The organism is Massilia sp. IC2-477 (assembly GCF_020707265.1).
In the GTDB taxonomy this organism is placed as follows: Bacteria; Pseudomonadota; Gammaproteobacteria; order Burkholderiales; family Burkholderiaceae_D; genus Telluria.
This window is the reverse complement of the sequence record NZ_JAJFEQ010000001.1, coordinates 1-26,122: the sequence shown is the minus strand read 5'-3', so window position 1 is coordinate 26,122 and position 26,122 is coordinate 1. Positions and strand designations below refer to the sequence as shown.

Annotated in this window: 22 protein-coding genes; 11 read left to right on the top strand and 11 right to left on the bottom strand. The window is 65.9% G+C overall.

Features of this window, described 5'->3' with window-relative positions:
- Positions 1 to 264: 264 nt before the first annotated feature.
- From LK542_RS00115 to LK542_RS00100, 3 genes are all read left to right on the top strand, one after another.
- The gene (locus tag LK542_RS00115; RefSeq protein ID WP_227810343.1) at positions 265 to 732 is read left to right on the top strand and encodes a chemotaxis protein CheW; all 468 of its coding nucleotides are present in this window, start codon (positions 265 to 267) and stop codon (positions 730 to 732) included.
- A 22-nt stretch (positions 733 to 754) separates the two neighbouring features.
- Entirely contained in the window at positions 755 to 2,467 is a 1,713-nt protein-coding gene (locus tag LK542_RS24865) for a methyl-accepting chemotaxis protein (RefSeq protein WP_307728848.1), read from the top strand.
- A 143-nt stretch (positions 2,468 to 2,610) separates the two neighbouring features.
- The gene (locus tag LK542_RS00100) at positions 2,611 to 3,252 is read left to right on the top strand and encodes a hypothetical protein (RefSeq protein WP_227810342.1); all 642 of its coding nucleotides are present in this window, start codon (positions 2,611 to 2,613) and stop codon (positions 3,250 to 3,252) included.
- Positions 3,253 to 3,292: 40 nt separating this feature from the next.
- Here LK542_RS00100 and LK542_RS00095 read toward each other — a convergent pair whose 3' ends face one another.
- Both LK542_RS00095 and LK542_RS00090 read right to left on the bottom strand, forming a co-directional pair.
- Positions 3,293 to 5,638, bottom strand: coding sequence for an outer membrane beta-barrel family protein (locus LK542_RS00095; protein WP_227810341.1), 2,346 nt, complete (start codon positions 5,636 to 5,638; stop codon positions 3,293 to 3,295).
- Positions 5,639 to 5,770: 132 nt separating this feature from the next.
- Positions 5,771 to 9,673: a DUF4214 domain-containing protein gene (locus LK542_RS00090; RefSeq protein WP_227810340.1), complete on the bottom strand. Its 3,903-nt coding sequence runs from the start codon at positions 9,671 to 9,673 to the stop codon at positions 5,771 to 5,773.
- 168 nt (positions 9,674 to 9,841) lie between these two features.
- Between LK542_RS00090 and LK542_RS00085 the strand changes: the two genes are divergently transcribed.
- Complete coding sequence (locus tag LK542_RS00085; RefSeq protein WP_227810339.1) at positions 9,842 to 10,324, top strand: glutathione peroxidase; 483 nt, start codon at positions 9,842 to 9,844, stop codon at positions 10,322 to 10,324.
- Between the two features lie 110 nt (positions 10,325 to 10,434).
- Here LK542_RS00085 and LK542_RS00080 read toward each other — a convergent pair whose 3' ends face one another.
- The 6 genes from LK542_RS00080 to LK542_RS00055 all read right to left on the bottom strand — a co-directional run bounded on the left by LK542_RS00080 (position 10,435) and on the right by LK542_RS00055 (position 17,301).
- The gene (locus tag LK542_RS00080; protein WP_227810338.1) at positions 10,435 to 12,474 is read right to left on the bottom strand and encodes a glycoside hydrolase family 97 protein; all 2,040 of its coding nucleotides are present in this window, start codon (positions 12,472 to 12,474) and stop codon (positions 10,435 to 10,437) included.
- A gap of 116 nt (positions 12,475 to 12,590) precedes the next feature.
- Positions 12,591 to 12,905: a hypothetical protein gene (locus LK542_RS00075; RefSeq protein ID WP_227810337.1), complete on the bottom strand. Its 315-nt coding sequence runs from the start codon at positions 12,903 to 12,905 to the stop codon at positions 12,591 to 12,593.
- A gap of 131 nt (positions 12,906 to 13,036) precedes the next feature.
- Complete coding sequence (locus LK542_RS00070; RefSeq protein WP_227799960.1) at positions 13,037 to 13,417, bottom strand: hypothetical protein; 381 nt, start codon at positions 13,415 to 13,417, stop codon at positions 13,037 to 13,039.
- 119 nt (positions 13,418 to 13,536) lie between these two features.
- The gene (gene glcF, locus LK542_RS00065) at positions 13,537 to 14,757 is read right to left on the bottom strand and encodes a glycolate oxidase subunit GlcF (protein WP_227810336.1); all 1,221 of its coding nucleotides are present in this window, start codon (positions 14,755 to 14,757) and stop codon (positions 13,537 to 13,539) included.
- Position 14,758: 1 nt separating this feature from the next.
- Positions 14,759 to 15,805 carry a glycolate oxidase subunit GlcE gene (gene glcE / locus LK542_RS00060; protein ID WP_227810335.1) on the bottom strand — a complete coding sequence of 349 codons (1,047 nt, stop codon included), beginning with the start codon at positions 15,803 to 15,805 and terminating at the stop codon, positions 14,759 to 14,761.
- A gap of 2 nt (positions 15,806 to 15,807) precedes the next feature.
- Positions 15,808 to 17,301, bottom strand: coding sequence for an FAD-linked oxidase C-terminal domain-containing protein (locus tag LK542_RS00055; RefSeq protein WP_227810334.1), 1,494 nt, complete (start codon positions 17,299 to 17,301; stop codon positions 15,808 to 15,810).
- A gap of 91 nt (positions 17,302 to 17,392) precedes the next feature.
- Here LK542_RS00055 and LK542_RS00050 point away from each other — a divergent pair, with 91 nt between their 5' ends.
- Positions 17,393 to 17,947 carry a cob(I)yrinic acid a,c-diamide adenosyltransferase gene (locus LK542_RS00050; protein WP_227810333.1) on the top strand — a complete coding sequence of 185 codons (555 nt, stop codon included), beginning with the start codon at positions 17,393 to 17,395 and terminating at the stop codon, positions 17,945 to 17,947.
- 4 nt (positions 17,948 to 17,951) lie between these two features.
- Positions 17,952 to 18,650, top strand: coding sequence for a 2OG-Fe(II) oxygenase (locus LK542_RS00045; protein ID WP_227810332.1), 699 nt, complete (start codon positions 17,952 to 17,954; stop codon positions 18,648 to 18,650).
- Between the two features lie 108 nt (positions 18,651 to 18,758).
- On the opposite strand, the gene dxs is transcribed toward LK542_RS00045, so the two are convergent.
- Genes dxs through LK542_RS00030 form a run of 3 tightly spaced genes read right to left on the bottom strand, consistent with a single transcriptional unit; the run spans position 18,759 to position 21,754 of the window.
- Positions 18,759 to 20,630, bottom strand: a complete 1,872-nt coding sequence (dxs, locus tag LK542_RS00040; protein WP_227810331.1) for a 1-deoxy-D-xylulose-5-phosphate synthase — start codon at positions 20,628 to 20,630, stop codon at positions 18,759 to 18,761.
- The gene (locus LK542_RS00035) at positions 20,631 to 21,518 is read right to left on the bottom strand and encodes a polyprenyl synthetase family protein (protein WP_227810330.1); all 888 of its coding nucleotides are present in this window, start codon (positions 21,516 to 21,518) and stop codon (positions 20,631 to 20,633) included.
- Complete coding sequence (locus LK542_RS00030) at positions 21,515 to 21,754, bottom strand: exodeoxyribonuclease VII small subunit (RefSeq protein ID WP_227799952.1); 240 nt, start codon at positions 21,752 to 21,754, stop codon at positions 21,515 to 21,517. Before LK542_RS00030 ends, LK542_RS00035 begins: the two co-directional genes overlap by 4 nt.
- A gap of 334 nt (positions 21,755 to 22,088) precedes the next feature.
- Between LK542_RS00030 and LK542_RS00025 the strand changes: the two genes are divergently transcribed.
- From LK542_RS00025 to LK542_RS00005, 5 genes are read left to right on the top strand one after another with little or no spacing between them, the layout of a single operon-like run.
- On the top strand, positions 22,089 to 23,189 hold the full coding sequence (locus tag LK542_RS00025) for an aromatic ring-hydroxylating dioxygenase subunit alpha (RefSeq protein ID WP_227810329.1): 1,101 nt from the start codon (positions 22,089 to 22,091) through the stop codon (positions 23,187 to 23,189).
- A 3-nt stretch (positions 23,190 to 23,192) separates the two neighbouring features.
- Positions 23,193 to 24,113 (top strand): DMT family transporter, encoded by a 921-nt coding sequence (locus tag LK542_RS00020; protein ID WP_227799950.1) that lies wholly within the window; start codon positions 23,193 to 23,195, stop codon positions 24,111 to 24,113.
- Between the two features lie 8 nt (positions 24,114 to 24,121).
- Complete coding sequence (locus tag LK542_RS00015; RefSeq protein WP_227810328.1) at positions 24,122 to 24,976, top strand: sulfurtransferase; 855 nt, start codon at positions 24,122 to 24,124, stop codon at positions 24,974 to 24,976.
- A 47-nt stretch (positions 24,977 to 25,023) separates the two neighbouring features.
- Entirely contained in the window at positions 25,024 to 25,575 is a 552-nt protein-coding gene (locus LK542_RS00010; RefSeq protein WP_227810327.1) for a hypothetical protein, read from the top strand.
- 6 nt (positions 25,576 to 25,581) lie between these two features.
- Positions 25,582 to 25,950: a Fur family transcriptional regulator gene (locus LK542_RS00005; protein WP_227810326.1), complete on the top strand. Its 369-nt coding sequence runs from the start codon at positions 25,582 to 25,584 to the stop codon at positions 25,948 to 25,950.
- Positions 25,951 to 26,122: the final 172 nt, after the last annotated feature.

The window sequence follows — 26,122 nt, the reverse complement described above, 5'->3', positions numbered from 1 at the left end:
TTTTGCGGCACCGTGCCCGACAATCTGACAATGACTGTTGTAGGTTTGTAACAGATTCAAAGAAAACCTAAATTGGCCCGACCACTTACATCGGCATATTTACGAGAAGATCAGGGTGAATTGCACCATTTTGGAATAAAAATGCACCAAATACGTTCACAATAGTGACACGTGGTCACAAATGTTTCTACTTGGAACTAATTATCGTCATTGATATCGTTGCGTCGAGTGCCGTCATTCGCCGGCTCGCTACCCAATCGACACATGACCATTAAAGAAACGACCCTTGAAGCCCTGGCATTCACGCTCGGCCAGGAAGAGTACGGTGTCGACATCCTGAAAGTGCAGGAAATCCGTGGCCAGGATCCGGTTACCCGGATCGCCAATGCCCCGGAATTCGTGAAGGGTGTCGTCAACCTGCGCGGCGTGATCGTTCCAATCATCGATCTGCGCATGCGCTTCGGCATGCCGGTCCCGGCCAAGGGCGCAGCCGATGTCGTCATCGTCCTGAATATCGCCAACCGGGTGATCGGCATGATGGTCGACGGCGTCTCCGACGTGGTCCGTCTCGGCTCCGACGACATCCGTCCGGCGCCGCAGATGGGCAGCGCTTTCGAGACCGACTTCCTGCTCGGCCTCGGCACCATTGACGAACGCATGCTGATCCTGCTCGACATCGAGCGCCTGCTGTCGTCGGAAGAACTCGGCCTGGTCGAAGGCCTCGCCGCATAACAATTATATTTACGGAAACAACATGTTTAATCGAATGAAAGTCGGTACCCGACTGATCGCAGGCTTCCTGGTCCTGACCCTGCTCGGCGCCATCGTGGCCGCCATCGGCATCTTCAACATGTCGAAGATGAACGAGCGCACCAAGGCGCTGTACGAAAAGGAGCTGCTCGGCATCTCCTACGCCAAGGAAGCCAACATCAACCTGATCTACGTCGGCCGCACGCTGCGCAACGTGATGCTGGCCTCGTCCGACCAGCAGCGCCAGACGGCACTGGCCAAGCTGGAAGCGGACAGCGGCCTGCTCAAGTCCAACCTCGACAAGGCGCGCCCACTGTTCTACTCCGAAAACGGCAAGCGCCTGTTCGCCCAGGTGGAAGCCGACGTGAACGAGTACCAGGCGCGCGTTGCGCAGGCCGTGGCCCTGGTCAAGACCGACGCTCTGCAGGAAAGCCGGGCCTCGATCGACTACCTGTTCGGCACCGTGGCGCCGGCGGCCAACGCGGCCGACAACCGCATGACCGAGCTCAGCAAACTCAAGGAGCAGAATGCCGTCGCTGCCGCCGAGGACGCCGCCTCGCTGTACCAGTCGAGCCGCACCATGATGCTGCTGCTGGTGCTGGGCAGCGCGGCGGTCGGTGTCGGCCTGGGCGTCCTGATCACGCGCAGCCTGACCCGCCAGCTGGGCGGCGAACCAGCTTATGCCGGCGACATCGCAAGCCGCATCGCCGGCGGCGACCTCACAGTCGAGGTCGCACTGCGCGATGGCGACAAGTCGAGCATGCTGTTCGCCATGAAGCGCATGCGCGACAGCTTGGCACAGATCGTCGGCGAAGTGCGCCATGGCACCGACGCCATCGCCTCGGCCTCGAGCCAGATCGCCACCGGCAACCTCGACCTGTCTTCGCGCACCGAAGAGCAGGCCAGCTCGCTGGAAGAAACCGCGTCCTCGATGGAAGAACTGACCTCGACCGTCCAGCAGAACGCCGACAATGCGCGCCAGGCCAACGGTCTGGCCGCCACCGCTTCGGAAGTGGCCGGGCGCGGCGGCATGGTGGTCTCGCAGGTGGTCGATACCATGGCCTCGATCAACGACTCGTCGAAGAAGATCGTCGACATCATCGGCGTCATCGACGGCATCGCCTTCCAGACCAACATCCTGGCGCTGAACGCGGCGGTGGAAGCGGCGCGCGCCGGCGAACAGGGCCGCGGCTTCGCAGTGGTAGCGTCGGAAGTGCGCACCCTGGCGCAGCGCTCGGCCGCGGCGGCCAAGGAAATCAAGGTCCTGATCGACGATTCGGTGAGCAAGGTCGATGTCGGCGCCAAACTGGTCGACCAGGCCGGCGCTACGATGGACGAGATCGTCGACAGCGTACGCCGCGTTACGGACATCATGGGCGAGATCAGCTCGGCCAGCGTGGAGCAGACTTCGGGCATCGAGCAAATCAACATGGCGATCAGCCAGATGGACCAGGTGACCCAGCAGAACGCTTCGCTGGTGGAAGAAGCCGCAGCGGCGGCCGAATCGCTGCAGGATCAGGCCGGCAAGCTGTCCCAGCTGGTGTCGGTGTTCAAGCTCGACGCGCAGGCACAGGCGCGCAGCGTGGCCGCCCCGGCGCCGCGCGCCAGCGTCGCCACCCGCCTGGTCGCGCCCGCCGTGCGTCCGGCAGCGCGTCCGGCAGCGCGCAAGGCGGCTCCGACGGCCGAGGTGCGCGACGAGGAATGGGAAACCTTCTAAGCCGCCCGTCATCCCCCTCCGCCGCGTGCGTCCTGCACGCGGCCAGTGCGGCCGCTATGCCGGCCGCATTCTTTTTTCCGCTTTCACTGCCCGCCGGTCTGAGTTGCTAGAATTTAACTTTTGACCACGCTTCGGAGCAGCCTTTGGAACACGAAAGCCATCACCACCACCATCCCCACGGCACCGGCCTGCGCTGGCTCGACATCACCCTCGGCGTCGCCGCCGGCGTCGTCTCGCTGGTGTCGCTCTGGCTGGGCCTGCACTCGGCGCACTCGATGGAGCAGCTGGTGGCGTCGAACAGTTATCCCTACCTCGAAATCGGGCGCTCGACCCACGTGATCCCGCAGAACGGCGCCGAATCCGAGATCCGGCGCAAGTTCGAATACGAGCTGCTCAACGAAGGCATCGGCCCTGCCCGCGTGGAATGGGTGGAACTGACGTACAAGGACAAGCCGATGCGCGACATGCAGGCGCTGGTTGAGGCCTGCTGCAGCAAGGACGCGAAGGGCAATGGCCTCCACACGCGTGGCAACGTGTCGAACGCGCTGATCCGGCCGGGAGCATCGCTGGTCATGATGTCATGGGTCGAGCCGAATACACCGAGCGTCCAGTTCGACGGCCTGCACGAGGCGATGAAGCACATCGACCTGTCCGCCTGCTACTGCTCGGTATTCGACGAATGCTACGAACGCAGGAATGACGGGACCAAGCCGAAGCCGGTCGAGCAGTGTACCCCGCCAAAGGTGACTTTCCAGCCGACCTTCCAGCGCAGTACGGCACAATGAAAAAGGGTGGCCTCTCGGGGCCACCCTTTTTTGTACGGCCTTAGCGGCCGGGGCCGATGAACACCGGGCCGCCGGCGCCCGGACCACCTGGACCGCCAGGACCGCCCGGCCCCATGAACATCGGACGGCGATTGCCGCCGGCGTTACCGAAGCTGCCAAAGCGGTAGGACAAGCCGACATAGGCCATGCGGCCGCTGCCGCGGCGCACGCTGTACTCGCGCAGGCGGTCGGTCTCAGTGATGGTCTCGGTCTTCTGCGAATCGAACAGGTCGTTGATGTTGACGACCAGGCTCAGCGCCGGGGTCAGCGTGCGGCGGTAGTTGAAGTCCGCGGTGCGCACCGGCTGGCGGTAGCCTTCGCCGAACAGGGTCTTGCCTTGTGCGTTGAGCATCAGGGCGAAGCTGTTGGCGCGGTCCATCTGGTAAGCGATGCGCGCGCGGCCACTGATCGAGGTGGCGCTGCGCTTGTCGGCGTTCACGCTGCCCAGCACGTCCTGTTCGGCGTAGCCGACGTTGCCGTTCACGTTGATCATCAGCTTCTCGGTGGCGCGGCCGCTGAAGTTGAACTCGATACCGCCGGAACGGGCGCTGCCGGCGTTCTCGCGCGTGGTCAGGAGCACGTCGTTGGCCAGCACGAAGCGACGCTCCTGGATCAGGTCGGAGTCGCGGCGCGCGTACAGGCGCACGTTGGTGTCGACCTTGCCCAGCTTGGTCTCGACGCCCAGCTCCAGCGAGTCGGTATTGGTCGGCTGCAGGTTCGGGTTACCCGAGGAGATGTTCAGCTCGTCGCGATAGATCACGAAGGGGTTCAGTTCGCCCGCGCCCGGACGGCGGATACGGTGCGCATAGCTGAGGCGCAGCGTGGTGTCGTCCGACAGGCCATAGGTGACGAAGGCGCTCGGGATCGCGTCGAAGTAGTGATTGCTGACCCGCTGGCCGGTGGTGACCTGGTTCATGTCCAGGTCCGCATATTCGGCGCGCAGGCCACCCAGCACGCCCCACTTTTCGTTGACGCGCCACTGGTAGCTGCCGTACAGCGCGTAGGTGGTGTCGTCGAGTTCGAAGCGGTTGGTGCGGTTGCGATTCACACTCTCGGCGCCGGTACTGCCGTTGATGTCGAAGTAGGCGTTGTCGAAGGTGCTGCTGTTGCGCGCCACCTTGTAGCCCATCTTGAATACGCCGTGCGCACCCGGCAGCTCGTAGTCGCCGGTGAAGTCGGCGATGCGGGTGTCGGTCAGGTAGGCCTGGCGGCTGTCGGGCGCGCCGGCGCTGGGCGGTCGCACGGTATAGGTGTTGCCGTAGCGTGAGGCGGTATCACCGTCGGTGCCGGAGAGGCGCAGGTCCAGCTTGAAGATCTCGCCCGGGGCGTCGCCCTTGTGGTCGAGGCGTCCGCCCAGGCTGTAGTTGCGGTTCTTCGATTCGTTCAGGCCTCGGCGCAGGTATTCGTTGTCGATGATGCCGGCGGCAGTGGTGCTGCGGTAGCGCTGCGAGGATTCGTTCTCGTTCTCGTTCTGCGAGAAGCTCGCGGTGGCGCCGACCACGTCCTTCTCGCCCCAGTTATAGGTCATGCCGGCGTTGAAGCCAGTGGCCTCCATGCGGTTGACGCCTTCCGTCACCTGGCTGGACGGCGAGATCGCGCCGGTGACCGGGTCAATGCGCTCGCGCCGGGTCTCGCCGCTGCTCTCGCGCTTGTCCTGGCGGCGGAACACGGCGCCCTGCACGCTGTAGCGGCCGCTCGTGTAGCTGCCGAAGCCGGAGGTGTTGTAGCGCCCTTCAGTACCAACGTTGCCGTTCAGGACCGCGAAGCCACCCGGGCTGCGCTCACGCCGCATCACCAGGTTGATGATCGGACCGCCGCCACCTTCGTTGCCGAACTGCGCGCCCGGATTATTGATGACTTCCACCGAGTCCAGATCGGCCGCCGGCAGCGCGGCGATCGCAGCAGCGCGGTTCTCGCCCTGCATCATCGCCGACGGCTTGCCGTCCACCAGGATCTGCACGTTCTGGCGGCCGCGCAGCGTGACGTTGCCGTCGGCGTCGACGGCAACCGCCGGCACCTTGTTCAGGGTATCAGCCACGCTGTCGTTCGAGGTTGCCGGATCGGCCTTGACGTCATAGGTCTGGCGGTCGATGCGGTTCTGGGTTTTGGTGGCGGTGACCGTCACAGTGGCTTCGACGGCCGGCGCCTGGGCCGGGGCCTGCGCCTGTCCCTGCGCCGGTGCTTGTGCCTGCACGGGCGCACCGGCCGGCTGCTTTGGCTGTTCCGGCGCGGTGGGCGCCTGTTGCGCGCCTGCGGCGAGCGGGACCAGCAGCGTGCCCGCGACGAGATGCGCGATCAGGCGGCGGCGGGGATGGCGGAGATGGACGACTTGGTGGTGGGTAGACATGAAAGAAGCTCGGCAGTAAGGGCGACCGCGATTCTCTCATGCCAAGTTCTTAATGTTTGTAACAAAAGATAACAAGCATGGTCTTGCGCGAAACGTGCATGCATATGCATACACGCGCCGCGCGCCCGATCGTCAGCCGTAGGGCTGGTAGGGGATGCCGTCCGCAATCAGGCTTGCCACGGCGTCGCGGTTCTCGGTGCTCTCGCTGAAGTACACCAGCACGTCGCGCAGGCCGAGCACCCCGGTATCGAGCAGCTTGACCCAGTAGTCGAATCCGGCCTGCTCGGGCGCGCGGTGGAGGACGTTCTGGTACAGCCGTCCGACCAGGTCGGCGTTCGACGGCGCCGTCCCGTACAGGGTCTTGAATTCGTCGGACGATGCGAAGCCCGCGGCGATGGCCTGCGAGGATGCGCCGCGGTCGATCACGCCGATCCAGTAACCGAGGCCGGGGAGGTCGGCCGGGCGGTCGAAGGCCGCCCGGTACAGGCGATAGGCCTGGCCGGCGGCGCCATCGATGTCCAGCGCCAGGTCGACGTCGTCGAAATCGAGCCGTTCGATGCCGCTCAGGGTATCGGTGCCGTCGGACCCGCCCCCGGCGCGGCGGTCGGCGAGCTGGTAGCCGTCGCCCGCACGCACAAGGCCGTAGTCGGCGCGCTTGCCCGACAGCGAGACCGTGTCGATCCCCTCGCCGCCGGACAGCAGGTCATTGCCTTTTCCTCCATTGAGGATGTCGTTGCCGCTGCCGCCTTCCAGCGTGCCGCGGTCGGCCAGCGACAGGCGGTCGTTGCCGGCGCCGCCGCGCAGCACGTTGACGCCGGCGCCGTAGGCCGACAGCAGGTCGTCGCCGTCACCGCCGTCGAGGGTGTTGTCGCCGCTGCCGTCGAGCAGGGTGTCGTCTCCGGCGCCGCCGAACAGGCTGTCGTTCCCATCGGCGCCGTCGAGCCAGTCCTTGCCGGCGTCGCCGTACAGGCTGTCGTTGCCGGTGGCGCCAAAGAGCTCGTCGTCCCCGTCGCCGCCACGGATCGTATCGTCCAGGCGCTTGCCGGTCAGCTGGTCCCTGCCGCCCGTGCCGAGCAGCTCCAGGCCGCCCGTGCTGCCGTCCGGGCGCGCGCCCTCAGCGAAATTGGCCCCGCTGAACGCAGCCAGGCTGGATCCCTCGAACACGATGCGCGTCTCGAAGGCCTGCGGGCCTGCGCCGTCGCCGTCGTGCTGGAGCATCACGCGGCTGCCGTCCTGCACCAGGCGCAGGCCGCCGCCCGGTGCGAACGGATTGCCGGTGGTGGTCGAGGGCACCAGCGAAAAGACGTCGACCCAGTCGCCGCCGGCGCCGGCCTGGAAGTCGGTAATGGTCAGCACCGGCAGCGCCGAACCCTGGAACACGATGCGGTCGCTGCCGGCGCCGGTGGCGAGCGTCGCGGCGCGTGAGCTGAAGTGGCTGCCGACGACCGTGATCAGGTCGTTGCCGGCGCCGCCATCTACCTGCATCGCGGTGTCGAACTTCCTGATCGCACCGAGTTCGAGCCGGATCGTGTCGTCGCCAGCGCCGCCCGCCACCCTGTCGGCCGTGACGCCGGCCTCTATCGTGTCGTCGCCCTCGCCGCCGTCGATCACCGTGCCGCTCGCAGACTGGTTGTCGTTGCCGCCGCGGATACGGTCATTGCCGGCGCCGCCCTCCAGCAGGTTGACGCCGTAGTAGTCTTCGATCACATCGTTGCCATCGCCGCCGAACAGCCTGTCGTTGTCGCTGCCGCCGTCCAGGGTGTCGTTGCCGGCGTCGCCGTACAAGGTATCGTCGCCCGCACTGCCACGCAGCAGATCGGCGCCGCCGTTCCCGTGCAGCAGATCGTCTCCGAGGCCGCCATCGATCTGGTCTCCGGCCCCGCTCTCGTCGCCGCCGTCGATCGTGTCGCGGCCGGCACCGCCCTGCAGCAGGTCGGAGCCGGGGCCGCCGCTGATGGTGTCGTCCAGCATGGCGCCGATGAGCGTATCGGCGCCGGCGGTCCCGGTCAGGACCATGCCGCGGTTCGAGCCATCCGTGCCGAAACCACCGGTGAAACTGGCCGCGCCCAGGGCGGCGGGGGCCACGCCGGCCAGGGTGAACGCCAGCGTGAAGCCGAAGCTGTTGCCGGCCGCGCCGTCGCGGTCGAGATAGATGAGGGTATTGCCGCCCTGCTCGCGCGCCGACAGGTAGCCGAGGGCGCCGAAGGGATTGCCCGACACGTTCGACGGCAGCAGCTCCAGCAGGTTGAGCCGGTCGCCGCTGCCGAAGTCGGTGATGGTCAGGCCCGGCTGGACGGTGCGGATGACGAATTCGTCCGCCCCGCTGCCGCCGCTGGCGCTCAGGGTCACCATGCGCTGCGGATCGGCGTACCCGGAAAACTCGATGCGGTCGTCGCCATCGCCGCCGGCGATGCTCACCGCATGCGCCGGGTGCCAGGTCCGCCAGTCCACATAGAAGCGGTCGTTGCCGGCGCCGCCCGCCAGGGTGTCGTTGCCGCTGCCGCCGAACAGCGTATCGTTGCCGTCGCCGCCTTCGAGCAGGTTGGTGCCGGAGGAGCCGGCCTCCAGGACATCGTTGCCCTCGCCTCCCAGCAGGCGGTTGTCGCCGTCGCGGTCGACCAGGCGGTCGTCGCCCGCGCCGCCCTCGAGCAGGTCCTGGCCTGCGCCGCCGTCGATGTGGTCGTTGCCGCCGTTGCCGTACAGTTTGTCGTCGAGGGTCGTTCCCTGCAGCATGTCGTCGCCGGCGCCGCCCTGGATGGTGATGCCGACAGTGCCGCCCTGCGGATCGAAGGCGCCGACGAAGTTGGCGGCGCCCAGCTGCGCGGGCTGGACGCCCTTGAGCTCCAGCACGGTGATCCAGGTCGCACTGGTCGCGCTCAGTTTCACCTGCAGCAGCGTGCCGCCGTCGGCCGCAGCCAGCCGTGCGACGCCGGTCTGGAACGGATTACCGCTGAAGGGCATCAGTTCGGTGATGTCGATCCGGTCAGCCGAGGTGAAATCGAGCACCGTTGCATAGCGCTGCTGCGACTCGTTGTACATGCGGGCCAGCGTGTAGACGTCGGCGCCGGCGCCGCCGGTGACCAGGAGCTGTCCGCTCCCGTCCATGTGCAGCAGGAAGCGGTCGTCGCCGTCGCCGCCATCGGCGCTGGTGGCGGCGGCCTCGCCCAGCGCGCCGTAGATGGTGAACTGGTCATTGCCGCCGCCGCCGATCAGCGTGCCGCCTGCGCTGGTCAGGCGGTCGTCGCCGGCGCCGCCGTCCAGCAGGCCGGTAGCCTGGTTTTCGAAGGTCAGGAAATCATCGCCGGCGCCGCCCAGCAGGCGGTTGACGCCCGGGCCGGAGTCGGTGAGCGTGTCGCGGCCGTCGCCGCCTTCCAGCACGTCGTCGCCCCCATCGCCGAACATGACGTCGTCGCCACTGCCGCCGTACAGTTTGTCGTTGCCGCCGCCGCCGCTGAGGCGGTCGCGCCCGGCGCCGCCGCTCAGGGTGTCGTTGCCCTCGCCGCCACTGAGCATGTCGCCGTCGCTGTCGTCCGGCTCGTCGCCGCCGTTCAGCGCATCGTCGCCGCCATAGCCGTACAGGGTGTCGGCGCCGCCGCCTCCGGACAGGGTGTCGGCGAGCTCGCTGCCGTGGACCATGTCCGCCCCGTCGGTGCCATTGAACTGGATGGCGGTGGGACTCAGGCCGGTGCGGAAGCTGGCAGGCGAGGGATAGCCCTGCACGTAGAAATTACCGGCCAGGTCCCTGATGGCGGTACTGCTGAATTCAATGCTGTAACTGGTCCCGTACTGCAGCGCCTGTGGCGGCTTGTAGGTCAGGGTGTCGCCGGACAGGGTGACATACGGGCTGCTGGCGAGCACCTCGGTCCGTACCGTGCCGCCCTGGGTGCGCAGGATCAGGGTGCCGGTCCCGAACTGCACCGCCTCGTTGAAGCGGATGACGAAGCTGCCGTCAGCCGGGCTGCCGTCGCGCGGCGCCTGCATGATGTAAGGTCCGAAGGTGTCGACGGCGGCGGAACTGGCGAGATGTGTGGACATGGCGGGCAGGGTCGGGCCGTGCTGGACAGTAGGGGAGCGTTCAAGATTATCAGAGCGCCCAGGACGAAACTACACACATTTCCACCATCCCGCCGATAGCGTCGCAGCGCGGCGACATCGGCAGGCTTGGCGTATACTTTTCACATCAATCCACCATGAAAGTTCGGCATGAACGTCTTTGATTTCCAGGCAAGCGCGCTTGACGGCAAACCGGTCGACCTGGCGGCCTACCGCGGCAAGGTGCTCCTGATCGTGAACACCGCCAGCGCCTGCGGCTTCACACCGCAGTACAAGGGACTGGAAGAGCTGTACCGCCAGTACGGCGAGCGCGGGCTGGTGGTGCTGGGCTTCCCCTGCAACCAGTTCGGCAAGCAGGAACCGGGAACGGAAGCCGAGATCGGCGCCTTCTGCGAGAAGAATTATGGCGTGAGCTTCCCGATGTTCGCCAAGGTCGATGTCAATGGCGAAGGCGCACACCCTCTGTTCAAGCACCTGAAGGGCGAGAAACCGGGGGTGCTGGGCACGGAAGCGATCAAATGGAACTTCACCAAGTTCCTCGTCGCGCGCGACGGCGAAGTGGCCAAGCGCTACGCGCCGCAGACGGCGCCAGACGAGATTGCGGGCGACATCGAGAAGCTGCTGGCCCTCTGAACGTCTTTGGAACGTAGGGTGGTCGGCTTGTCCGACCGCGCGTTCAAGCAGCTCTGCCGCAGTCGTGATGCGAACCGGAGTTGAACGCGCGGTCGGCGGAGCCGACCACCCTACGGCTGGGGCGTCAGGCGGATCGCCTGGCCGCCGCCCGGCGCAAGCCGCAACTGCAGCGTATCGGCCGCCGTGACGGTTTTCTTCTCGACCACCAGGTCGAAGCGGCGCTCGGTACGGTAGTCGGCCGCGTCGCCGTCGCGGTAGATTTCCGCGGTATAGCGCCTGCCCTGCTCGAGGAAGTCGAGCGGCAGCGCCAGCGTACGCGCCTGGGCGTCGGTGACCGCGCCCACGTACCAGTCCTGGCTCGCACGGTCCTTGCGTGCGATGGTCACGTAGTTCCCTACCTCGCCGTTGATCACGCGGGTCTCAAGCCAGTCGGTCGGCACGTCGCGGATGAACTTGAAGGCGGCCGGGTACTTCGCATAGTTCTCCGGCAGGTCGGCCGCCATCTGGATCGGCGAATAGATGACGACGTAATTGGCCAGCTGCTTGGCCTGGGTCGAATTGAAGGTCTTGCCGTCCGCGCCCACCAGGCTCAGGACACCCGGGGTGTAATCCATCGGCCCGCTCAGCATGCGGGTGAACACCAGCTTGGCCTCGTGGTCCACGCTGTTGGGCGGATTGCCCCAGGCGTTGTATTCGACGCCGCGCGCGCCTTCGCGCGTGAGCCAGTTCGGGTAGGTGCGGCGCAGACCGGTGTCCTTCACCGGTTCGTGCGTGTCGATCGAGAGCTTGTATTTCGCGGCCTCGGTGACGGCTTTCAGGAAGTGGTTCACGCCTTCCTGCGAATCGTAGTGGCCGTAGCGCGGCTTGCCGTCGCGGCCGGTGAACAGCGCCGTTCCCGCCTCGTGCACATAGCCCGACTTGATGCTGTCCACGCCCAGCTTCGCGTACAGCCGGTAGGCGCCGTCCATCTGCTTTTCATAAGCGACGATATTGGCCCCGGTCTCGTGGTGGCCGATCAGGCGCACGCCCTTCGATCTGGCGTAAGAAGCCAGGCCAGGCAGGTCAAAATCGGGATACGGCTGCGTAAAGCTGAAATCGGCGCCGCCGTGGCCCCAGTCGCTTTCCCAGCCCTTGTTCCAGCCCTCGACCAGCACGCCGCGGAAACCGTTCTGCGCCGCGAAGTCGATGTATTTTTTCGTGTTGGCGGTATTGGCCGCATGCTTGGGGCCGGCGTTCCAGGTGCCGCTGTTCAGGTGCATCTGCCACCAGACGCCGACGAACTTCGAAGGCTTCACCCAGGACACGTCGCCCAGCTTGTTCGGTTCGTTCAAGTTGAGCACCAGGTCCGACATGTACAGGCCGGCCGCATTGCTTGCTATCTGCATGGTGCGCCACGGTGTGCTGAAGGCGCCCTTGCGCACCACCGCCGGGCCGCTCGGCGACGGCGCCAGCATGGCGCGCAGCTTCTGGCCGTCGACCTTGCGCAGCCACATGGTGGCGTAGTCGACCAGCGCCGCTTCATGGAAGGCGATGTGGGTGCCGTCGTCCAGGCGCAGGGTGAGCGGCGTGTTGGCGATGCCGATTTCCTTGAGCGGCGCCTTGCGGATCTCTTCTTCAAGACCCGGCAGTTCGCCGGCCGGGATCCACCAGGCGGTGGCCGGCTGGGCCACAGTAAATTCGGTCAACTCATCCAGGATCTCGACGTTGGGCAGCTGCTTCTGCGCCGGGAATTCATAACGGAAGCCGACGCCGTCGTCGTAGATGCGGAACACCACCGTGAGCTGGCGTCCGGCGCGGTTCTTCTGCTCCAGGTCGACGCGCAGCTCGCGATAACGGTTGCGTACATACTTTCGCTCGCCCCAGGGCTGCTCCCAGGTGCTGTCATGCTCGCTCACGACTTGCTTGCGCAGGCTGAAGCCGCCATCGAGCTTGTGCGCATTGGCCAGGTTGAAGCCGAGGCGCGACGGGGCGATGATGTCCTTGCCCTGGCGTTTGACGCCGTAGGCGAGCTTGCCCATGCCGTCGAGCTGCACTTCCACGCTAAGGACATTGCCGGGCGATGCCGCACTGGCGATGAGCTGCTGGGCCCATGCCGGCAGGGCCAGCAGGCAGGATGCCGCAATCGTGAGGGCAAAGCGGTGGACGTGCATGGAGTCTCCTTGTCTTTATGGGGCTCACCGTAGGAAAACTACCCTCTATACGGCTGAGCACCACATAGTAAGACAAAAAGATGTAACTCGACTACCAGCGCAAGAAAACAGTGGAATTAGCGGGTCTGGATCCAGGCCGCGCCATGGGTGGTGCAGCCGCGGTTGACGTTGTCCAGGAAACGGATCGCTTCCGCTTGCGACACGCCCGGCGGCATGAGCGGCACCAGCGAGCCATCTTCGGTGACGCGGTCGAGCCCGTAGGCGATGGCGCGCGAGACGTCGCGCGCCAGCTTGCCGTCGCTGTTGTACAGGGCGTCGTAGACGCCGACGGCTTCCCAGACCGGGACCAGGCCGGGCGTGGTGGAATCTTCGAAGACGACGGCGGGCGGCATGCCCTCGTCTTCACGAACGAGCTGAAAAATGAAGCTCATGGCAGGACTTCACGGACGGATGGGGAATACATGGGCATGTTCACGGAGAACGGCGAAATGCAGGCGCGTGGACGAAAGCACGAGTATAGCGCCGCCCGCGCATGCGCGTCGCCGGCAGCCGGCTCCCGGATTCAAACGCCGGCCGCGTCGCCCGTGAATGCCGCCATGTACAGCAGAACGAAAGCGATGACCGCGACGACCGCGTGCACCACCACGATCGCCTTTGGCATCGGCTGCTCTTTCAGGTGATAGTGCAGGTTCAGGACCACGCCACCGATCGAGGCGCCCAGGAACAGCAGCAGCGACAGGAGCGCCGTGCCCGGTGCATCCAGCGCAAAGATCGCATACGCAAGCAAGGTCACGCCGGCAGCCGCCAGGAAACCGTGGCCCATGGCGAACGATGAGGGCGGATTCCTGCCGCTCGAAAACCGGATCCAGCCCATCACGATGCCACCGAGGGCGGTAAGGGCGAACAAATACGTCGAGATCTGCAGCATCCTGATTGCTTCCATCCTGCTCTCCTGTTCTGTTGGTGATACGGCTTGTCGGTACACCACGATAGACAAAAGAGCAAAAGCGCCGCACACGCTTGCGCGCGCGGTCATTCGGGGCACGCCCGGGACGAGGTGACTCAGGTGAGCGCGCGGTCGATCAGTTCGATCCAGTGCGTGACCGGGGTATCGGTGCCCGATTGCAAGTGGGTCATGCAGCCGATGTTGGCCGAGACGATTTCGTCCGGACTGGTGGCTTGCAAATTGGCCAGTTTGCGGTCGCGCAGTGCGTGCGCGATCTCCGGGTGCAGCACCGAATAGGTGCCCGCCGAGCCGCAGCACAGGTGGCTGTCGGCGCACAGCTGCACGTCCACGCCGGCGGCGCGCAGCACGCCTTCGACCTTGCCGCGGATCTGCTGGCCGTGCTGCAGGGTGCAGGGCGGGTGGTAAGCCACGCGCTTCGCGATCTTCCCCTTCAGCTTCGCCCCGAGCTGCTCTTCGAACTCGGGCATGATCTCGGACAGGTCGCGCGTGAGCATCGAGATGCGCGCGGCCTTGGCGGCGTAGGCTTCGTCGTGCGCCAGCAGATGGCCATATTCCTTGACCGTGACGCCGCAGCCGGACGCGGTCATGACGATCGCCTCCACCTGCTCCACGTAGGGCCACCAGGCGTCGATGTTGCGGCGCATGTCCTCCAGGCCGCCCTGTTGATCGTTCAGGTGGTAGCGCACGGCGCCGCAGCAGCCCGCTTTCGGTGCGGTGAGCAGCTGCACGCCGAAGGCGTCGAGCACGCGCGCGGTGGCGGCATTGATGTTCGGACCCATGGCCGGCTGCACGCAGCCCTCGAGCACCAGCATCTTGCGCGCATGCGAACGGGTGGGCCAGGCGCCAGGTGCGCGCGCGGGCTGCAGCTTGTCCTGCAAGCCTTTCGACAGCACCGGCCGCGCCAGCACGCCCGCCCTGAACGCGGGCTTGAAGAGCGCCGTGCGTGGCAGGAATTCCTTCAACGTGGTGCGCTCGACGCGGTCCTTCAAGGGCCGCGCCACGCGCTCCTCGACCACGCGGCGGCCGATGTCGGCCAGGCGGCCGTACTTGACGCCGGACGGACAGGTGGTTTCGCAGTTGCGGCAGGTAAGGCAGCGGTCCAGGTGGAGCTGGGTCTTGCGGGTGGGTTCGGCGCCTTCCAGCACCTGCTTGATGAGATAGATGCGGCCGCGCGGGCCATCGAGCTCGTCGCCCAGCAGCTGGTAGGTCGGGCAGGTGGCGGTGCAGAAGCCGCAGTGCACGCAGGCGCGCAGGATCGCTTCGGCTTCCATGCCGTCGGCGGTGCCCTTGATGAAATCGGCGAGATTGGTTTGCATGTCAGTACATTCGTCCCGGATTGAAAATGTGGGCCGGATCGAAGGAAGCCTTGAGTCGTTCGTGGATGCGCGCAAGCGCGGGCTGGAGCGTGTCGAACACGCCCACGGATTTGTCGCCACCGCGGAACAGGGTCGCATGGCCGCCCACGGCCGCCACGCTGCGCCGGATGGTGGCGGCATCGAGCTCGCTACGCAGCCAGCGCTGGGCGCCGCCCCATTCGATGAGTTGCACTCCGCCGAGCACGATCGCGCCGGTCGTGGACGGCACCGACAGGCGCCACAGCGCATCCTCGCCGCCGAAGAAAGGCAGGCGCTGCTCGCGCAGCTCTTCCCAGCAGGAGGCGGCATGCTCGACGACCTCGCCGCCGATCAGGCGCACGGCCGCATCGACCGCCGCCTGGGCGCCCGACAGGCGCAGCAAGAGTACACCGCTGTGCCAGAAGCTGGCGGACAGAGGTAGCGGCTGGCCGCCCCACTCGTTGAGCCGGCGGATCGCGTCGATCTCGCTCATCTCGAGGCGCAGCGTGGTATCGGCAAGAGGCCGCGGCAGCACCTTGACCGACACTTCCAGCAGCAGGCCGAGGGTGCCGAGCGAGCCGGCCAGCATGCGCGCCACGTCGTAGCCGGCCACGTTCTTCATCACCTGGCCGCCAAAGGAGAGCACGTCGCCCTTCCCGTCCAGCAGTTTGGCGCCCAGCACGAAGTCACGCACGCCGCCGCCATAGGCGCGGCGCGGGCCGGCCAGGCCGGCAGCAATCGCCCCGCCCAGGGTTGCGTTCTCGCTGAAATGCGGCGGCTCGAAGGCCAGCATCTGGTTCCGTTCTGCAAGCACGGCCTCGATCTCGCTGAGCGGCGTACCGCAGCGCGCCGTGATCACCAGTTCGGTGGGCTCGTAGTCGACGATGCCGCGGTAGCCGCGCGTGTCGAGGATCTCGCCCTCCAGGCGCTGGCCGTACCAGTCCTTGGATCCGCCGCCGCGGATGCGCAAGGCCTGCTTGTCGGCTGCGGCGGCGCGCACCCGTTCCTGGAATTGTTCGATCGATTGCATGTTCAGAAGCGCGGGAGTTCAGGGAACGGCAGTTCGCCGCCGTGCACGTGCATCTTGCCGAATTCGGCGCAGCGGTGCGGCGTCGGGATCGCCTTGTCCGGATTGAGCAGCGTGAAGGCATCGAAAGCGCGCTTGACCGCGAAGAAGGCGTCCAGCTCCTTGCGGTCGAACTGCACGCACATCGAGTTGATCTTCTCCATGCCCACGCCGTGCTCGCCGGTGATGGTGCCGCCCACTTCGACGCACAGCGCCAGGATCGCGGCTCCGAACGCTTCGGCGCGCTCGAATTCGCCCGGCTGGTTGGCGTCGAACAGGATCAGCGGATGCATATTGCCGTCGCCCGCGTGGAACACATTGGAGCAGCGCAGGCCGAAGGTCTTTTCCATGTCCTCGATGCCTTGCAATACCCGCGCCAGCTGCTTGCGCGGGATGGTGCCGTCCATGCAGTAATAGTCCGGCGAGATGCGGCCGGCCGCGGGGAAGGCGTTCTTGCGGCCGGACCAGAAGCGCATGCGCTCGGCCTCGCTCTGCGACACGGCGATGGCGGTGGCCCCTGCCCCTTCGAAGACCGCCTTCATGCGTTCGATTTCTTCCGCCACTTCCAGCGCGGTGCCGTCGGCCTCGCACAGCAGGATGGCGGCGGCGTCCGTATCGTAGCCGGCGCGCACGAACGGTTCGACCATGCGCACCGAGGTGCGGTCCATCATTTCCAGGCCGGCCGGGATGATGCCGGCCGCGATGATGCTGGCCACCGCGTTGCCGGCGGTGAGGACGTCGCCGAAGGAGGCCATCACGACCTGCGCCACCGCGGGCTTGGGGACGAGCTTGACCGTAACCTCGGTGACGATGCCGAGCATGCCTTCCGAGCCGATGAAGACGGCCAGCAGGTCCAGGCCCGGCGCATCCAGCGCCTCGCTGCCCAGTTCGATGATCTCGCCTTCGATGGTCGCCACCCGCACGCGCAGCACGTTGTGCACGGTCAGGCCGTATTTCAGGCAGTGCACGCCGCCGGAATTCTCGGCCACGTTGCCGCCGATGGTGCAGGCGATCTGCGAGGACGGGTCGGGTGCGTAGTACAGGCCGTACTGGGCCGCCGCTTCCGAAATGGCGAGGTTGCGCACGCCCGGCTGGACCACGGCGGTGCGCGAGTACGCATCGACGCGAACGATGCGGTTCAGGCGCGCAGTGGAGATGACGACGCCGTCAGCGATTGGCAACGCCCCACCCGACAGGCCGGTGCCGGCGCCGCGCGGCACGATCGGCACGCGGAGTTCGCGACAGGTGTTCAGGATCTGCAGCACCTGTTCTTCGCTGGTAGGCAGCGTGACGACCATCGGCAGCTGGCGATAGGCGGCCAGGCCGTCGCATTCATAGGGACGGGTGTCTTCGGGGTCGGACAGGACGACGTTATCGGGCAGGCGCGCACGCAGCGCGGCGGCGACCTGCGCGCGCCTTCCGGCGAGGTTCTCGGTGGGTGCGGACGTGGTAGCGCTCATTCTTGAATTGTAGGCAAAAATTGAGCACAAGCGCCGCGATTATCGTATGCTCGCCCTATCGTTTTTTTAACATATTGCATAAGGTTACATCATGGGCAACCGACTCTCCAAAATCTCCACCCGGACGGGCGACGACGGCACCACCGGCCTGGGCGATGGCAGCCGCACCGTCAAGGACAGCCCGCGCATCCATTCGCTGGGCGAGGTCGACGAGCTCAACTCCTTCGTCGGCCTGCTGCTGTGCGAGGAGATGCCGGCGGACCTGCGCGAAGAGCTGGTCTCGATCCAGCACGACCTGTTCGACCTGGGCGGCGAGTTGTGCATCCCCGGCTACGAGATGATCAAGGACGAGCACGTGGCGCGCCTCGACAGCCTGCTGGCGAAATACAACGCCGACCTGCGGATGCTGAAGGAATTCATCCTGCCGGCCGGCTCGCGCGCCGCCTCGCTGGCCCACGTATGCCGCACCGTGTGCCGCCGCGCCGAGCGCAGCATCGTGGCGCTGGGGCATGCCGAGGACATCCGCCCGCATCCGCGCGAGTACGTCAACCGCCTGTCGGACCTGATGTTCGTGCTGGCGCGGGTACTGAACCGCTTCGCCGGCGGCAGCGACGTGCTGTGGCAGCACGAGCGCAAGCGGGGATAAACCCATGGAAGACTTCATCGGGATCTACGACAAGGCCCTCACTGCCGAGCAGTGCGACGCGGTCCGCGCACGCTTCGACGCCAGCGATAAGGTGGCGCGCGGCCGCACCGGCAACGGGGTCGACGTCAGCAAGAAGGACAGCTACGACCTGACCATCAACGGCCACCCGGAGTGGGACGACGTCGGCGCCCTGCTCACCCAGACCATGGCACGCCACATGGCGCAGTACATGGACCGGTACCGCATGCTCCTGATCGGCGCCCTGTCGCCGCAGGTGGCGCACCCCGCGACCGGCGAGCCGGTGACCCTGTCCCTGGCCAACTTCGACGAATTCGGCACGCCGAACATCATGGAGCTGATGCAGTCGATCTACCGGGTCGGCCATGTCAACCTGCAGAAGTACCTGCAGGGAACCGGCGGCTACCACCACTGGCATTCCGAAATCTACCCGCAAAACCCGAGCTGCGAGACCCTGCACCGGGTGCTGCTGTGGCAGTTCTACCTGAACGACGTGGAAGATGGCGGGGAGACCGAGTTCCTGTACCAGAACCGGAAGGTGGAAGCGCGCAAGGGGCGGCTGATCATTGCGCCGGCGGGGTTCACGCATACCCACAAGGGGCATGTTTCGCGCAGCGGGGACAAGTATATTGCGACCTCGTGGATTTTGTTCCAGAGAGCCGAGACGCTATATGGTGGTTCGTAGGGTGGGCGGATTCTCCGCCCACGCGGTGACAGTTAGCGAATGAAGTGCCGAACAGGCTATTCTTGCGCCAGTTGACCGCGTGGGCGGCATAGCCGCCCACCCTACGGGTTAGGTATTGTTGACTACCAGGCGCGGTTCGCCCGCCGCAAACCGCTGACGGATCGACGCCGCAATCCCCTTCGCATCCAGCCCAACGGACGCCAGCAGCGCCGCCGGATCGCCCTGGTCGATGAACTTGTCCGGCAGGCCCAGGTTCAGCACCGGCTTGGCGATGCCTGCCGCGGCCAGCGCTTCCATCACGGCACTACCCGCGCCGCCCATCACGCAGCCCTCTTCCACCGTCACCAGGTAGTCGTGCTCCTTCGCGAGGCGTTTGACCAGCTCCACGTCGAGCGGCTTCACGAAGCGCATGTTGGCGACCGTCGCGCCCAGCTCTTCGCCGGCGGCGATGCTCGGGGCCACCATCGAACCAAAGGCCAGGATCGCAATGCCCTTGCCTTCGCGGCGGACTTCACCCTTGCCGATCTCGATCGACGTCAGCTCCGGCTGGATCGCCGCACCCACGCCGGCGCCGCGCGGATAGCGCACCGCCGCCGGGCCAGGGTAATGGTAAGCAGTGGTCAGCATCTGGCGGCATTCGTTCTCGTCCGACGCGGCCATGACGACCATGTTCGGGATGCAGCGCAGGTAGGCCAGGTCGTAGTTGCCGGCGTGGGTGGCGCCGTCGGCGCCCACCAGGCCTGCGCGGTCGAGCGCGAAGGTCACGTCCAGGTTCTGCAGCGCCACGTCGTGGATCAGCTGGTCGTAAGCACGCTGCAGGAAGGTCGAGTAGATCGCCACGACCGGCTTCAGGCCTTCGGTGGCGATACCGGCGGCGAAGGTCACCGAGTGCTGCTCGGCGATGCCAACGTCGAAGTAGCGCTCCGGGTACTCCTGGTGGAAGCGCACCATGCCCGAACCCTCGCGCATCGCCGGCGTGATGCCGACCATGCGGCGGTCACTGGCCGCCATGTCGCACAGCCAGTTGCCGAACACTTCGGTGTAGGTGATCTTGCTCGGCGCGGTCGCCGCCTTGATGCCTTCCAGCGGATTGAACTTGCCGGTGCCGTGGTACAGGATCGGCTCGGCCTCGGCCAGCTTGTAGCCCTGGCCTTTTTTCGTCACGACGTGCAGGAACTGCGGGCCCTTGAGCTTCTTGATGTTCTCCAGGGTCGGGATCAGGGAATCCAGGTCGTGGCCGTCGATCGGGCCGATGTAGTTGAAGCCGAATTCCTCGAACATGGTGGCCGGGACCACCATGCCCTTGGCATGTTCTTCGAGCTTGCGCGCGAGATCCAGCACGGGGCCGGGCAGCACGCTGCGGCCGACGTTCTTGGCGGCGGCGTAGAACTGGCCGCTCATCAAACGCGCCAGGTAGCGGTTCAGCGCGCCCACCGGCGGCGAGATCGACATGTCGTTGTCGTTCAGGACCACCAGCAGGTTGCAGTCGTCCTCGACGCCCGCGTTGTTCAGGGCCTCGAAGGCCATGCCGGCGGTCATCGAGCCGTCGCCGATCACGGCGATCGCGTGGCGGTCTTCGCCCTTCAGCTTGGCCGCCTTCGCCATGCCCAGCGCGGCCGAGATCGAGGTCGACGAGTGCGCGGTGCCGAAGGTGTCGTAGATGCTTTCGTCGCGTTTCGGGAAGCCCGACAGGCCGTTCAGCTGGCGCAGGCTGGGCATGCGTCCGCGGCGGCCGGTCAGGATCTTGTGCGAATAGGTCTGGTGGCCCACGTCCCACACGATGCGGTCGTGCGGGGTGTTGAACACGTAGTGCAGCGCGATGGTCAGTTCGACCGTGCCCAGGTTCGAGGACAGGTGGCCGCCGGTCTTGGACACCGAGTCGAGCAGGAACTGGCGCAGCTCGGTGGCGAGCGGGGTCAGTTGCGTGCGCGGGAGCTGGCGCAGGTCCGCGGGGTCGTTGATGGTCTCTAGCAGGTTCATTTATGCCTTCCGCTGCACGATGAGGTCCGCGAGTTCGCGCAGCCGCAGTGCTTGTTCTCCAAATGGCGCCAGCGCTTCGTGCGCTTCACGCCGCAATTGCTCGGCCAGTTCCTTCGATTGGTCCAGCCCAAGGATCGACACATAGGTCGGCTTGTTGTCCGCCGCGTCCTTGCCCGCGGTCTTGCCCAGCGTGGCCGAATCGGCCGTCGCATCCAGCACGTCGTCGACCACCTGGAAAGCCAGGCCGATCGCCTTCGAATAGGCGCCCAGGGCTTCCAGCTCGATGACCGACAAGTCCTTGCCGCACAGGGCGCCCAGGATCACCGACACGCGCAGCATCGCGCCTGTTTTAAGCTGATGCATGCGCTCGAGTTCCTCGCGCGTGAGCGCCAGGCCCACGCTGTCCAGGTCGATCGCCTGGCCGCCGCACATGCCGGCGGAGCCAGCCGCTTCGGCCAGCAGGCGCAGCATGGTGACCTGGCGGCTCGGCGGCAGCGTGTCGATGCCGGCCAGGACCTCGAAGGCCTGGGCCTGCAGCGCGTCGCCGACCAGCAGCGCGGTCGCTTCGTCATAGGCGACGTGCACCGTCGGCTTGCCGCGGCGCAGATCGTCGTCGTCCATGCAGGGCATGTCGTCGTGCACCAGCGAATACACGTGGATCATCTCGACGGCGGCGGCTACGCGGGCCAGCGCCTGCGCATCGCCGCCGAACAGGGCGCCGCTGGCATAGGCCAGCAGCGGACGCACGCGCTTGCCGCCGCCGAGGGCGGTGTAGCGCATCGCTTCGTGCAGCTTGTGCGGCACCGTGGCGGACGCCGGCAGCAGGGTCTCGAGCGCGCGCTCGACCTCGGCCTGCACCTCGCGCATCCAGGTGTCGAACGCCGTCATTGATCGCCCTCGCCTTCGGCCGAGAAGGGTTTCAGCATGTCGCCTTCCAGTACCTTCACCTGGGACTCGACCTTTTCCAGCTGGGCGGCGCAGTATTTCACCAGCTCGGAGCCGCGCGCATAGGCGGCCACCGACGCTTCCAGCGGCAGCTGGCCGGACTCCATCTGCGACACGAGCTGGGCAAGCTCGGCCATCGCGCCTTCGAACGACTCGGGCGCATTCGTATTGTTTGACATAGCGTTTTGCTTATATAGGCGCAAGGGTGCGCCAAGGGTCGGTCCAATCGCGTATTTTAGTCCAATCCTTCCCCTCAAGGGGCGCACATTGCATCATCCGCAACTTGCTTGTGTGAAACCTTTTACGGCAAAGCGCCCTCCTGGATGAAATCCGTGATTTTTCAACAACTTATTTGCGCGATCCGGTCGCTCGCGCGCGATGGCCCCTGACCGTCCAGTCTGTTTCCGGGGTATAATCTCCGGTTCTGTCCGAAATACCGTATTCCTCTTCTCAAAATACTGGTCTTTGGATTCTTTCTCTTCTTTGGTGGTACTTGATTAAAGGGGGGTTGGGATGTCCGATCTGGCTACCCACGCCAAGCTGGCGCGCTCGTGCGCGCAGCTTCCGGTAGATGTCTACTTTGACAATGCGCTGATGCAGCGCGAGCTGCAGCAACTGTTTCACAAGGGCCCGCGCTATGTCGGCCATGAATTGATGGTGCCGGAGGTAGGCGATTTCGCGACACTTGCATCCGAAAACGAAGGCCGCATGCTGGTCCGCAACGCGGGCGGCATCGAAGTGCTGTCCAACGTCTGCCGCCACCGCCAGGCGCTGATGTTCAATGGCCGCGGCAATGCGAACACCATCGTGTGCCCGCTGCACCGCTGGACGTACGACCTGAAGGGCCAGCTGATCGGCGCTCCGCATTTCCCGGAGACGCCGTGCCTGAACCTGTCGAAGACGCCGCTGCAGAACTGGAACGGACTGCTGTTCGAGCAGAACGGCTATGACGTCATGGACAAGCTGAAGAACATGGAGGTCACCCGCGACCTCGACTTCAGCGGCTACATGTTCGACCACGTCGAGATCCATGAGTGCGACTACAACTGGAAGACCTTCATCGAGGTCTACCTGGAGGATTACCACGTCGAGCCCTTCCACCCGGGCCTGGGCAACTTCGTGTCCTGCGATGACCTGAAGTGGGAATTCGGCCGCGACTACAGTGTCCAGACCGTGGGCGTGAACCGCGCGCTGCAGAAGGCGGGTTCGCCGGCGTATAAAAAGTGGCAGGAACAGGTCCTGAAGTTCAACAACGGCCAGCCGCCCAAGTACGGCGCGATCTGGCTGACCCTGTACCCGAACATCATGGTCGAGTGGTACCCGAACGTGCTGGTGGTGTCGACCCTGTGGCCGATCGGCCCGCAGAAGACCCGCAACGTGGTCGAGTTCTACTACCCCGAGGAGTTCGTGCTGTTCGAACGCGAGTTTGTGGAAGCCGAACGCGCCGCCTACATGGAAACCGCGGTCGAGGATGACGAGATCGCGCTGCGCATGGATGCCGGCCGCAAGATTTTGCTCGAACGCGGCGTCAACGAGGTGGGACCCTACCAGTCGCCGATGGAAGACGGAATGCAGCACTTCCACGAGTGGTACCGAAGCAAACTCGAGCTTTAACTGATGGCTTCACTCTGGATGCTGTTTGCCAGCTTTGCGTTCGCCGCCATGGGCGCGGGCGTGAAGCTGGCCTCGGAGTTCTACTCCACCTCGGAACTCGTGATGTACCGTGGCCTGATCGGCACCTTGGTACTCTTCATGATCGTCCGCCACCGCGGCGGCACCTTCAGGACCGTCTTCCCCAAGGAACACATCTGGCGCAGCGTGGTCGGCGTGATCTCGCTCTGGCTGTGGTTCTTCGCCATTACCCGCCTGCCGCTGGCGACCGCCGTCACCCTCAACTACATGGCCCCGATCTGGATCGCCGCCTTCATGTTCGGCGTCGGCTGGTGGCGCGGCACCAAGATGCCCGAATGGCCGCTGGTGCTGGCCATCGCCATGAGCTTCTTCGGCGTGACCCTGGTGCTGCAGCCGGCCATCGAGAGCGAGCAGTGGCTGGGCGGCCTGGCCGGCATATGCTCCTCGGTGATCTCGGCCATGGCCTACATGCAGGTGCGTAAGCTCGGCCAGATGGGCGAACCCGAATACCGCGTGGTGTTCTACTTCTCGCTGACCACGGCGCTCGCCGGCCTGCTGGGCGTGCTGGCGGGCGACGGCCCGAAGGGCGCGGTGTTCCAGAGCCATACCCTGGGGAGCGGCATCCTGCTGCTGGGCATCGGCGTCACCGCCCTGATGGCCCAGATGGCGATGACGCGCGCCTACCGCGTCGGCAAGGTGCTGGTGGTGGCCAACCTGCAGTACACCGGCATCGTGTTTTCCAGCCTGTGGGGCCTGGCCCTGTGGGGCGACAGCTTCGACTGGCACGTCTGGCTCGGGATCGGCGTGATCCTTGCGTCCGGCGTCGCCGCGACGTTCTACAATACACGCAGCACGGCCAAGGGCGCCGTGGTCAAGGACACCGATCCGATCGCCAGCGAGACTTGAGGAGCGACATGTACACGACACTGATTTCGGCGCAAGACCTGGCCGCACACATCGACGACCCGGACTGGGTGCTGGTCGACTGCCGCCACGACCTGATGAACCTGGCCGCCGGGCGCGATGGCTACGCCATCGGCCACCTCCCCGGCGCGGTGTTCGGTGACATCGAGACCCAGCTCTCGGGCGCCAAGAACGGTCCGGACGGCGTGTTCCGCGGCCGCCATCCGCTGCCGGAAAAGGAGCTGCTTGCCGAGACCCTGCGCGGCTGGGGCGTCAGCGACGGCTCGCAAGTCGTGGCCTACGACGCCCACGGCGGCATGTTCGCCGCGCGCCTGTGGTGGCTGCTGCGCTGGCTCGGCCACGAAAACGTCGCGGTGCTGGACGGCGGCATGGCCGCCTGGCAGGCGCTCGGCAAGCCGCTTACCACCGAGGTGGCGGCTAAGCCGCGCGGCAGCGTGACGGTGCGCGCGCCCTTCGTGCCGACCGTGACGGTGGCGGAAGTGCTGGACAATGTCGACAAGGGCGAGCGCATCGTGATCGACGCGCGCGCCAGCGACCGCTTCCGCGGCGAGAACGAAACCATCGACCCGGTCGGCGGCCACATCCCGGGCGCGAAGAACCGCTTCTTCAAGGACAACCTGCAGCCGGACGGCCGCTTCAAGGATGCCGCGACGCTGCGCAGCGAGTTCGCGCCGCTGGTCGATGATCCGCAGCGCGCCATCATGCAGTGCGGCTCGGGCGTGACGGCTTGCCACAACCTGCTTGCCCTGGCGGTAGCGGGCATGCCCGGGGCGGCCCTGTATCCCGGCTCGTGGAGCGAATGGGTCGGCGACCCGACCCGCCCTGTCGCCACGGGCGATGCGTGAGCGAGGGCACATCAATGAAAAAAGCAGCAGCAAAGGATAACGCGACAATGTCGGACCAGGACAAGAACAACGCCGGCGCACCCGCGCTGGACATCCCCGAATCGGTAACAGCCGCACTGAGTGGCTGGGTACAACAGGTCGCCGAGCAGACCGCCGGACCGGTGCGCGAGGCGCTGGCCGAAGCCGAAGCCGATGCGGCCTCCCTGCGCGAAAGCGGCGCGGCTTTGGAAGCCGCACGCGACCAGGCGCTGGCGGCATCAGCCGAGCACGAAGCCGAGATCGAACGCCTCACGGCCGAACTGCGCGACGCGCGCCAGGTCGCCACCGATGCCCTGGTGAGCAAGGCCAAGGACCAGCTGGCGATCGACGGCAAGGACCGCCAGCTGGCCGACCTGCGTGCCCAGCTGGAACGCAACGTCGCGGCCCAGGCGAGCGAGTCGGATGCCCGCCTGGCCGCCGAGATGGAGCTGGTCGGCGCCACCACCGCGCGCGATAACTTCGCCAACGAAGTGAAGTCGCTGCGCGCCCAGCTCGACAAATCCTACGCCGAGCGCAGCGCCCTGCGCACCGAGCTCGAAGCGCTGCGCGCGAAGAAGTAAGCGGCCATGGAACGCAACACGCGCCAGCGCAAGGCGATCCACCAGTGCATCGAGGACGCCGGCCGTCCGCTGGCGCCGCAGGAGATCCTCGAGCACGCCCAGACCGTGGTGCCGGGGATCGGCATGGCGACCATCTACCGCAACATCAAGTCGATGCTGGAAGCGGGCGAGATCACCACGGTGTCACTGCCGGGCGGCGGCGACCGCTACGAGATCGCGGGGCATGGACATCACCACCATTTTCACTGCCGCGCGTGCGACAAGGTGTATGAGGTGCATGCCTGCCCGGGCGACATGCAGAAGCTGACGCCGGATGGCTTCGTGCTGGAGTCGCATGAGCTGACGCTGTACGGCTTGTGCAGCGCTTGCCGTTAACACTGACGTGACGCTTTTGTAGGGTGGGCGGGGTAATTTCGGGCAATGCCCGGAATTACGAATGCCCACGCGTTCAAGTATCGCCAGCACCCCACCGCGCGGTCGGCAAAGCCGACCACCCTACGAACTACATTCCTTGCAGTAGCGGTGATTGCGCAGGTGCGCCGCCAGC

Excerpts from the sequence above, each read along its gene's own strand:
- LK542_RS00115 (WP_227810343.1), top strand. The coding sequence starts at position 265 with ATGACCATTAAAGAAACGACCCTTGAAGCCCTGGCATTCACGCTCGGC.
- LK542_RS24865 (WP_307728848.1), top strand. The coding sequence starts at position 755 with ATGTTTAATCGAATGAAAGTCGGTACCCGACTGATCGCAGGCTTCCTG.
- LK542_RS00095 (WP_227810341.1), bottom strand. The coding sequence starts at position 5,638 with ATGTCTACCCACCACCAAGTCGTCCATCTCCGCCATCCCCGCCGCCGC.
- LK542_RS00090 (WP_227810340.1), bottom strand. The coding sequence starts at position 9,673 with ATGTCCACACATCTCGCCAGTTCCGCCGCCGTCGACACCTTCGGACCT.
- LK542_RS00085 (WP_227810339.1), top strand. The coding sequence starts at position 9,842 with ATGAACGTCTTTGATTTCCAGGCAAGCGCGCTTGACGGCAAACCGGTC.
- LK542_RS00080 (WP_227810338.1), bottom strand. The coding sequence starts at position 12,474 with ATGCACGTCCACCGCTTTGCCCTCACGATTGCGGCATCCTGCCTGCTG.
- LK542_RS00075 (WP_227810337.1), bottom strand. The coding sequence starts at position 12,905 with ATGAGCTTCATTTTTCAGCTCGTTCGTGAAGACGAGGGCATGCCGCCC.
- LK542_RS00070 (WP_227799960.1), bottom strand. The coding sequence starts at position 13,417 with ATGGAAGCAATCAGGATGCTGCAGATCTCGACGTATTTGTTCGCCCTT.
- glcF (WP_227810336.1), bottom strand. The coding sequence starts at position 14,757 with ATGCAAACCAATCTCGCCGATTTCATCAAGGGCACCGCCGACGGCATG.
- glcE (WP_227810335.1), bottom strand. The coding sequence starts at position 15,805 with ATGCAATCGATCGAACAATTCCAGGAACGGGTGCGCGCCGCCGCAGCC.
- LK542_RS00055 (WP_227810334.1), bottom strand. The coding sequence starts at position 17,301 with ATGAGCGCTACCACGTCCGCACCCACCGAGAACCTCGCCGGAAGGCGC.
- LK542_RS00050 (WP_227810333.1), top strand. The coding sequence starts at position 17,393 with ATGGGCAACCGACTCTCCAAAATCTCCACCCGGACGGGCGACGACGGC.
- LK542_RS00045 (WP_227810332.1), top strand. The coding sequence starts at position 17,952 with ATGGAAGACTTCATCGGGATCTACGACAAGGCCCTCACTGCCGAGCAG.
- dxs (WP_227810331.1), bottom strand. The coding sequence starts at position 20,630 with ATGAACCTGCTAGAGACCATCAACGACCCCGCGGACCTGCGCCAGCTC.
- LK542_RS00035 (WP_227810330.1), bottom strand. The coding sequence starts at position 21,518 with ATGACGGCGTTCGACACCTGGATGCGCGAGGTGCAGGCCGAGGTCGAG.
- LK542_RS00030 (WP_227799952.1), bottom strand. The coding sequence starts at position 21,754 with ATGTCAAACAATACGAATGCGCCCGAGTCGTTCGAAGGCGCGATGGCC.
- LK542_RS00025 (WP_227810329.1), top strand. The coding sequence starts at position 22,089 with ATGTCCGATCTGGCTACCCACGCCAAGCTGGCGCGCTCGTGCGCGCAG.
- LK542_RS00020 (WP_227799950.1), top strand. The coding sequence starts at position 23,193 with ATGGCTTCACTCTGGATGCTGTTTGCCAGCTTTGCGTTCGCCGCCATG.
- LK542_RS00015 (WP_227810328.1), top strand. The coding sequence starts at position 24,122 with ATGTACACGACACTGATTTCGGCGCAAGACCTGGCCGCACACATCGAC.
- LK542_RS00010 (WP_227810327.1), top strand. The coding sequence starts at position 25,024 with ATGTCGGACCAGGACAAGAACAACGCCGGCGCACCCGCGCTGGACATC.
- LK542_RS00005 (WP_227810326.1), top strand. The coding sequence starts at position 25,582 with ATGGAACGCAACACGCGCCAGCGCAAGGCGATCCACCAGTGCATCGAG.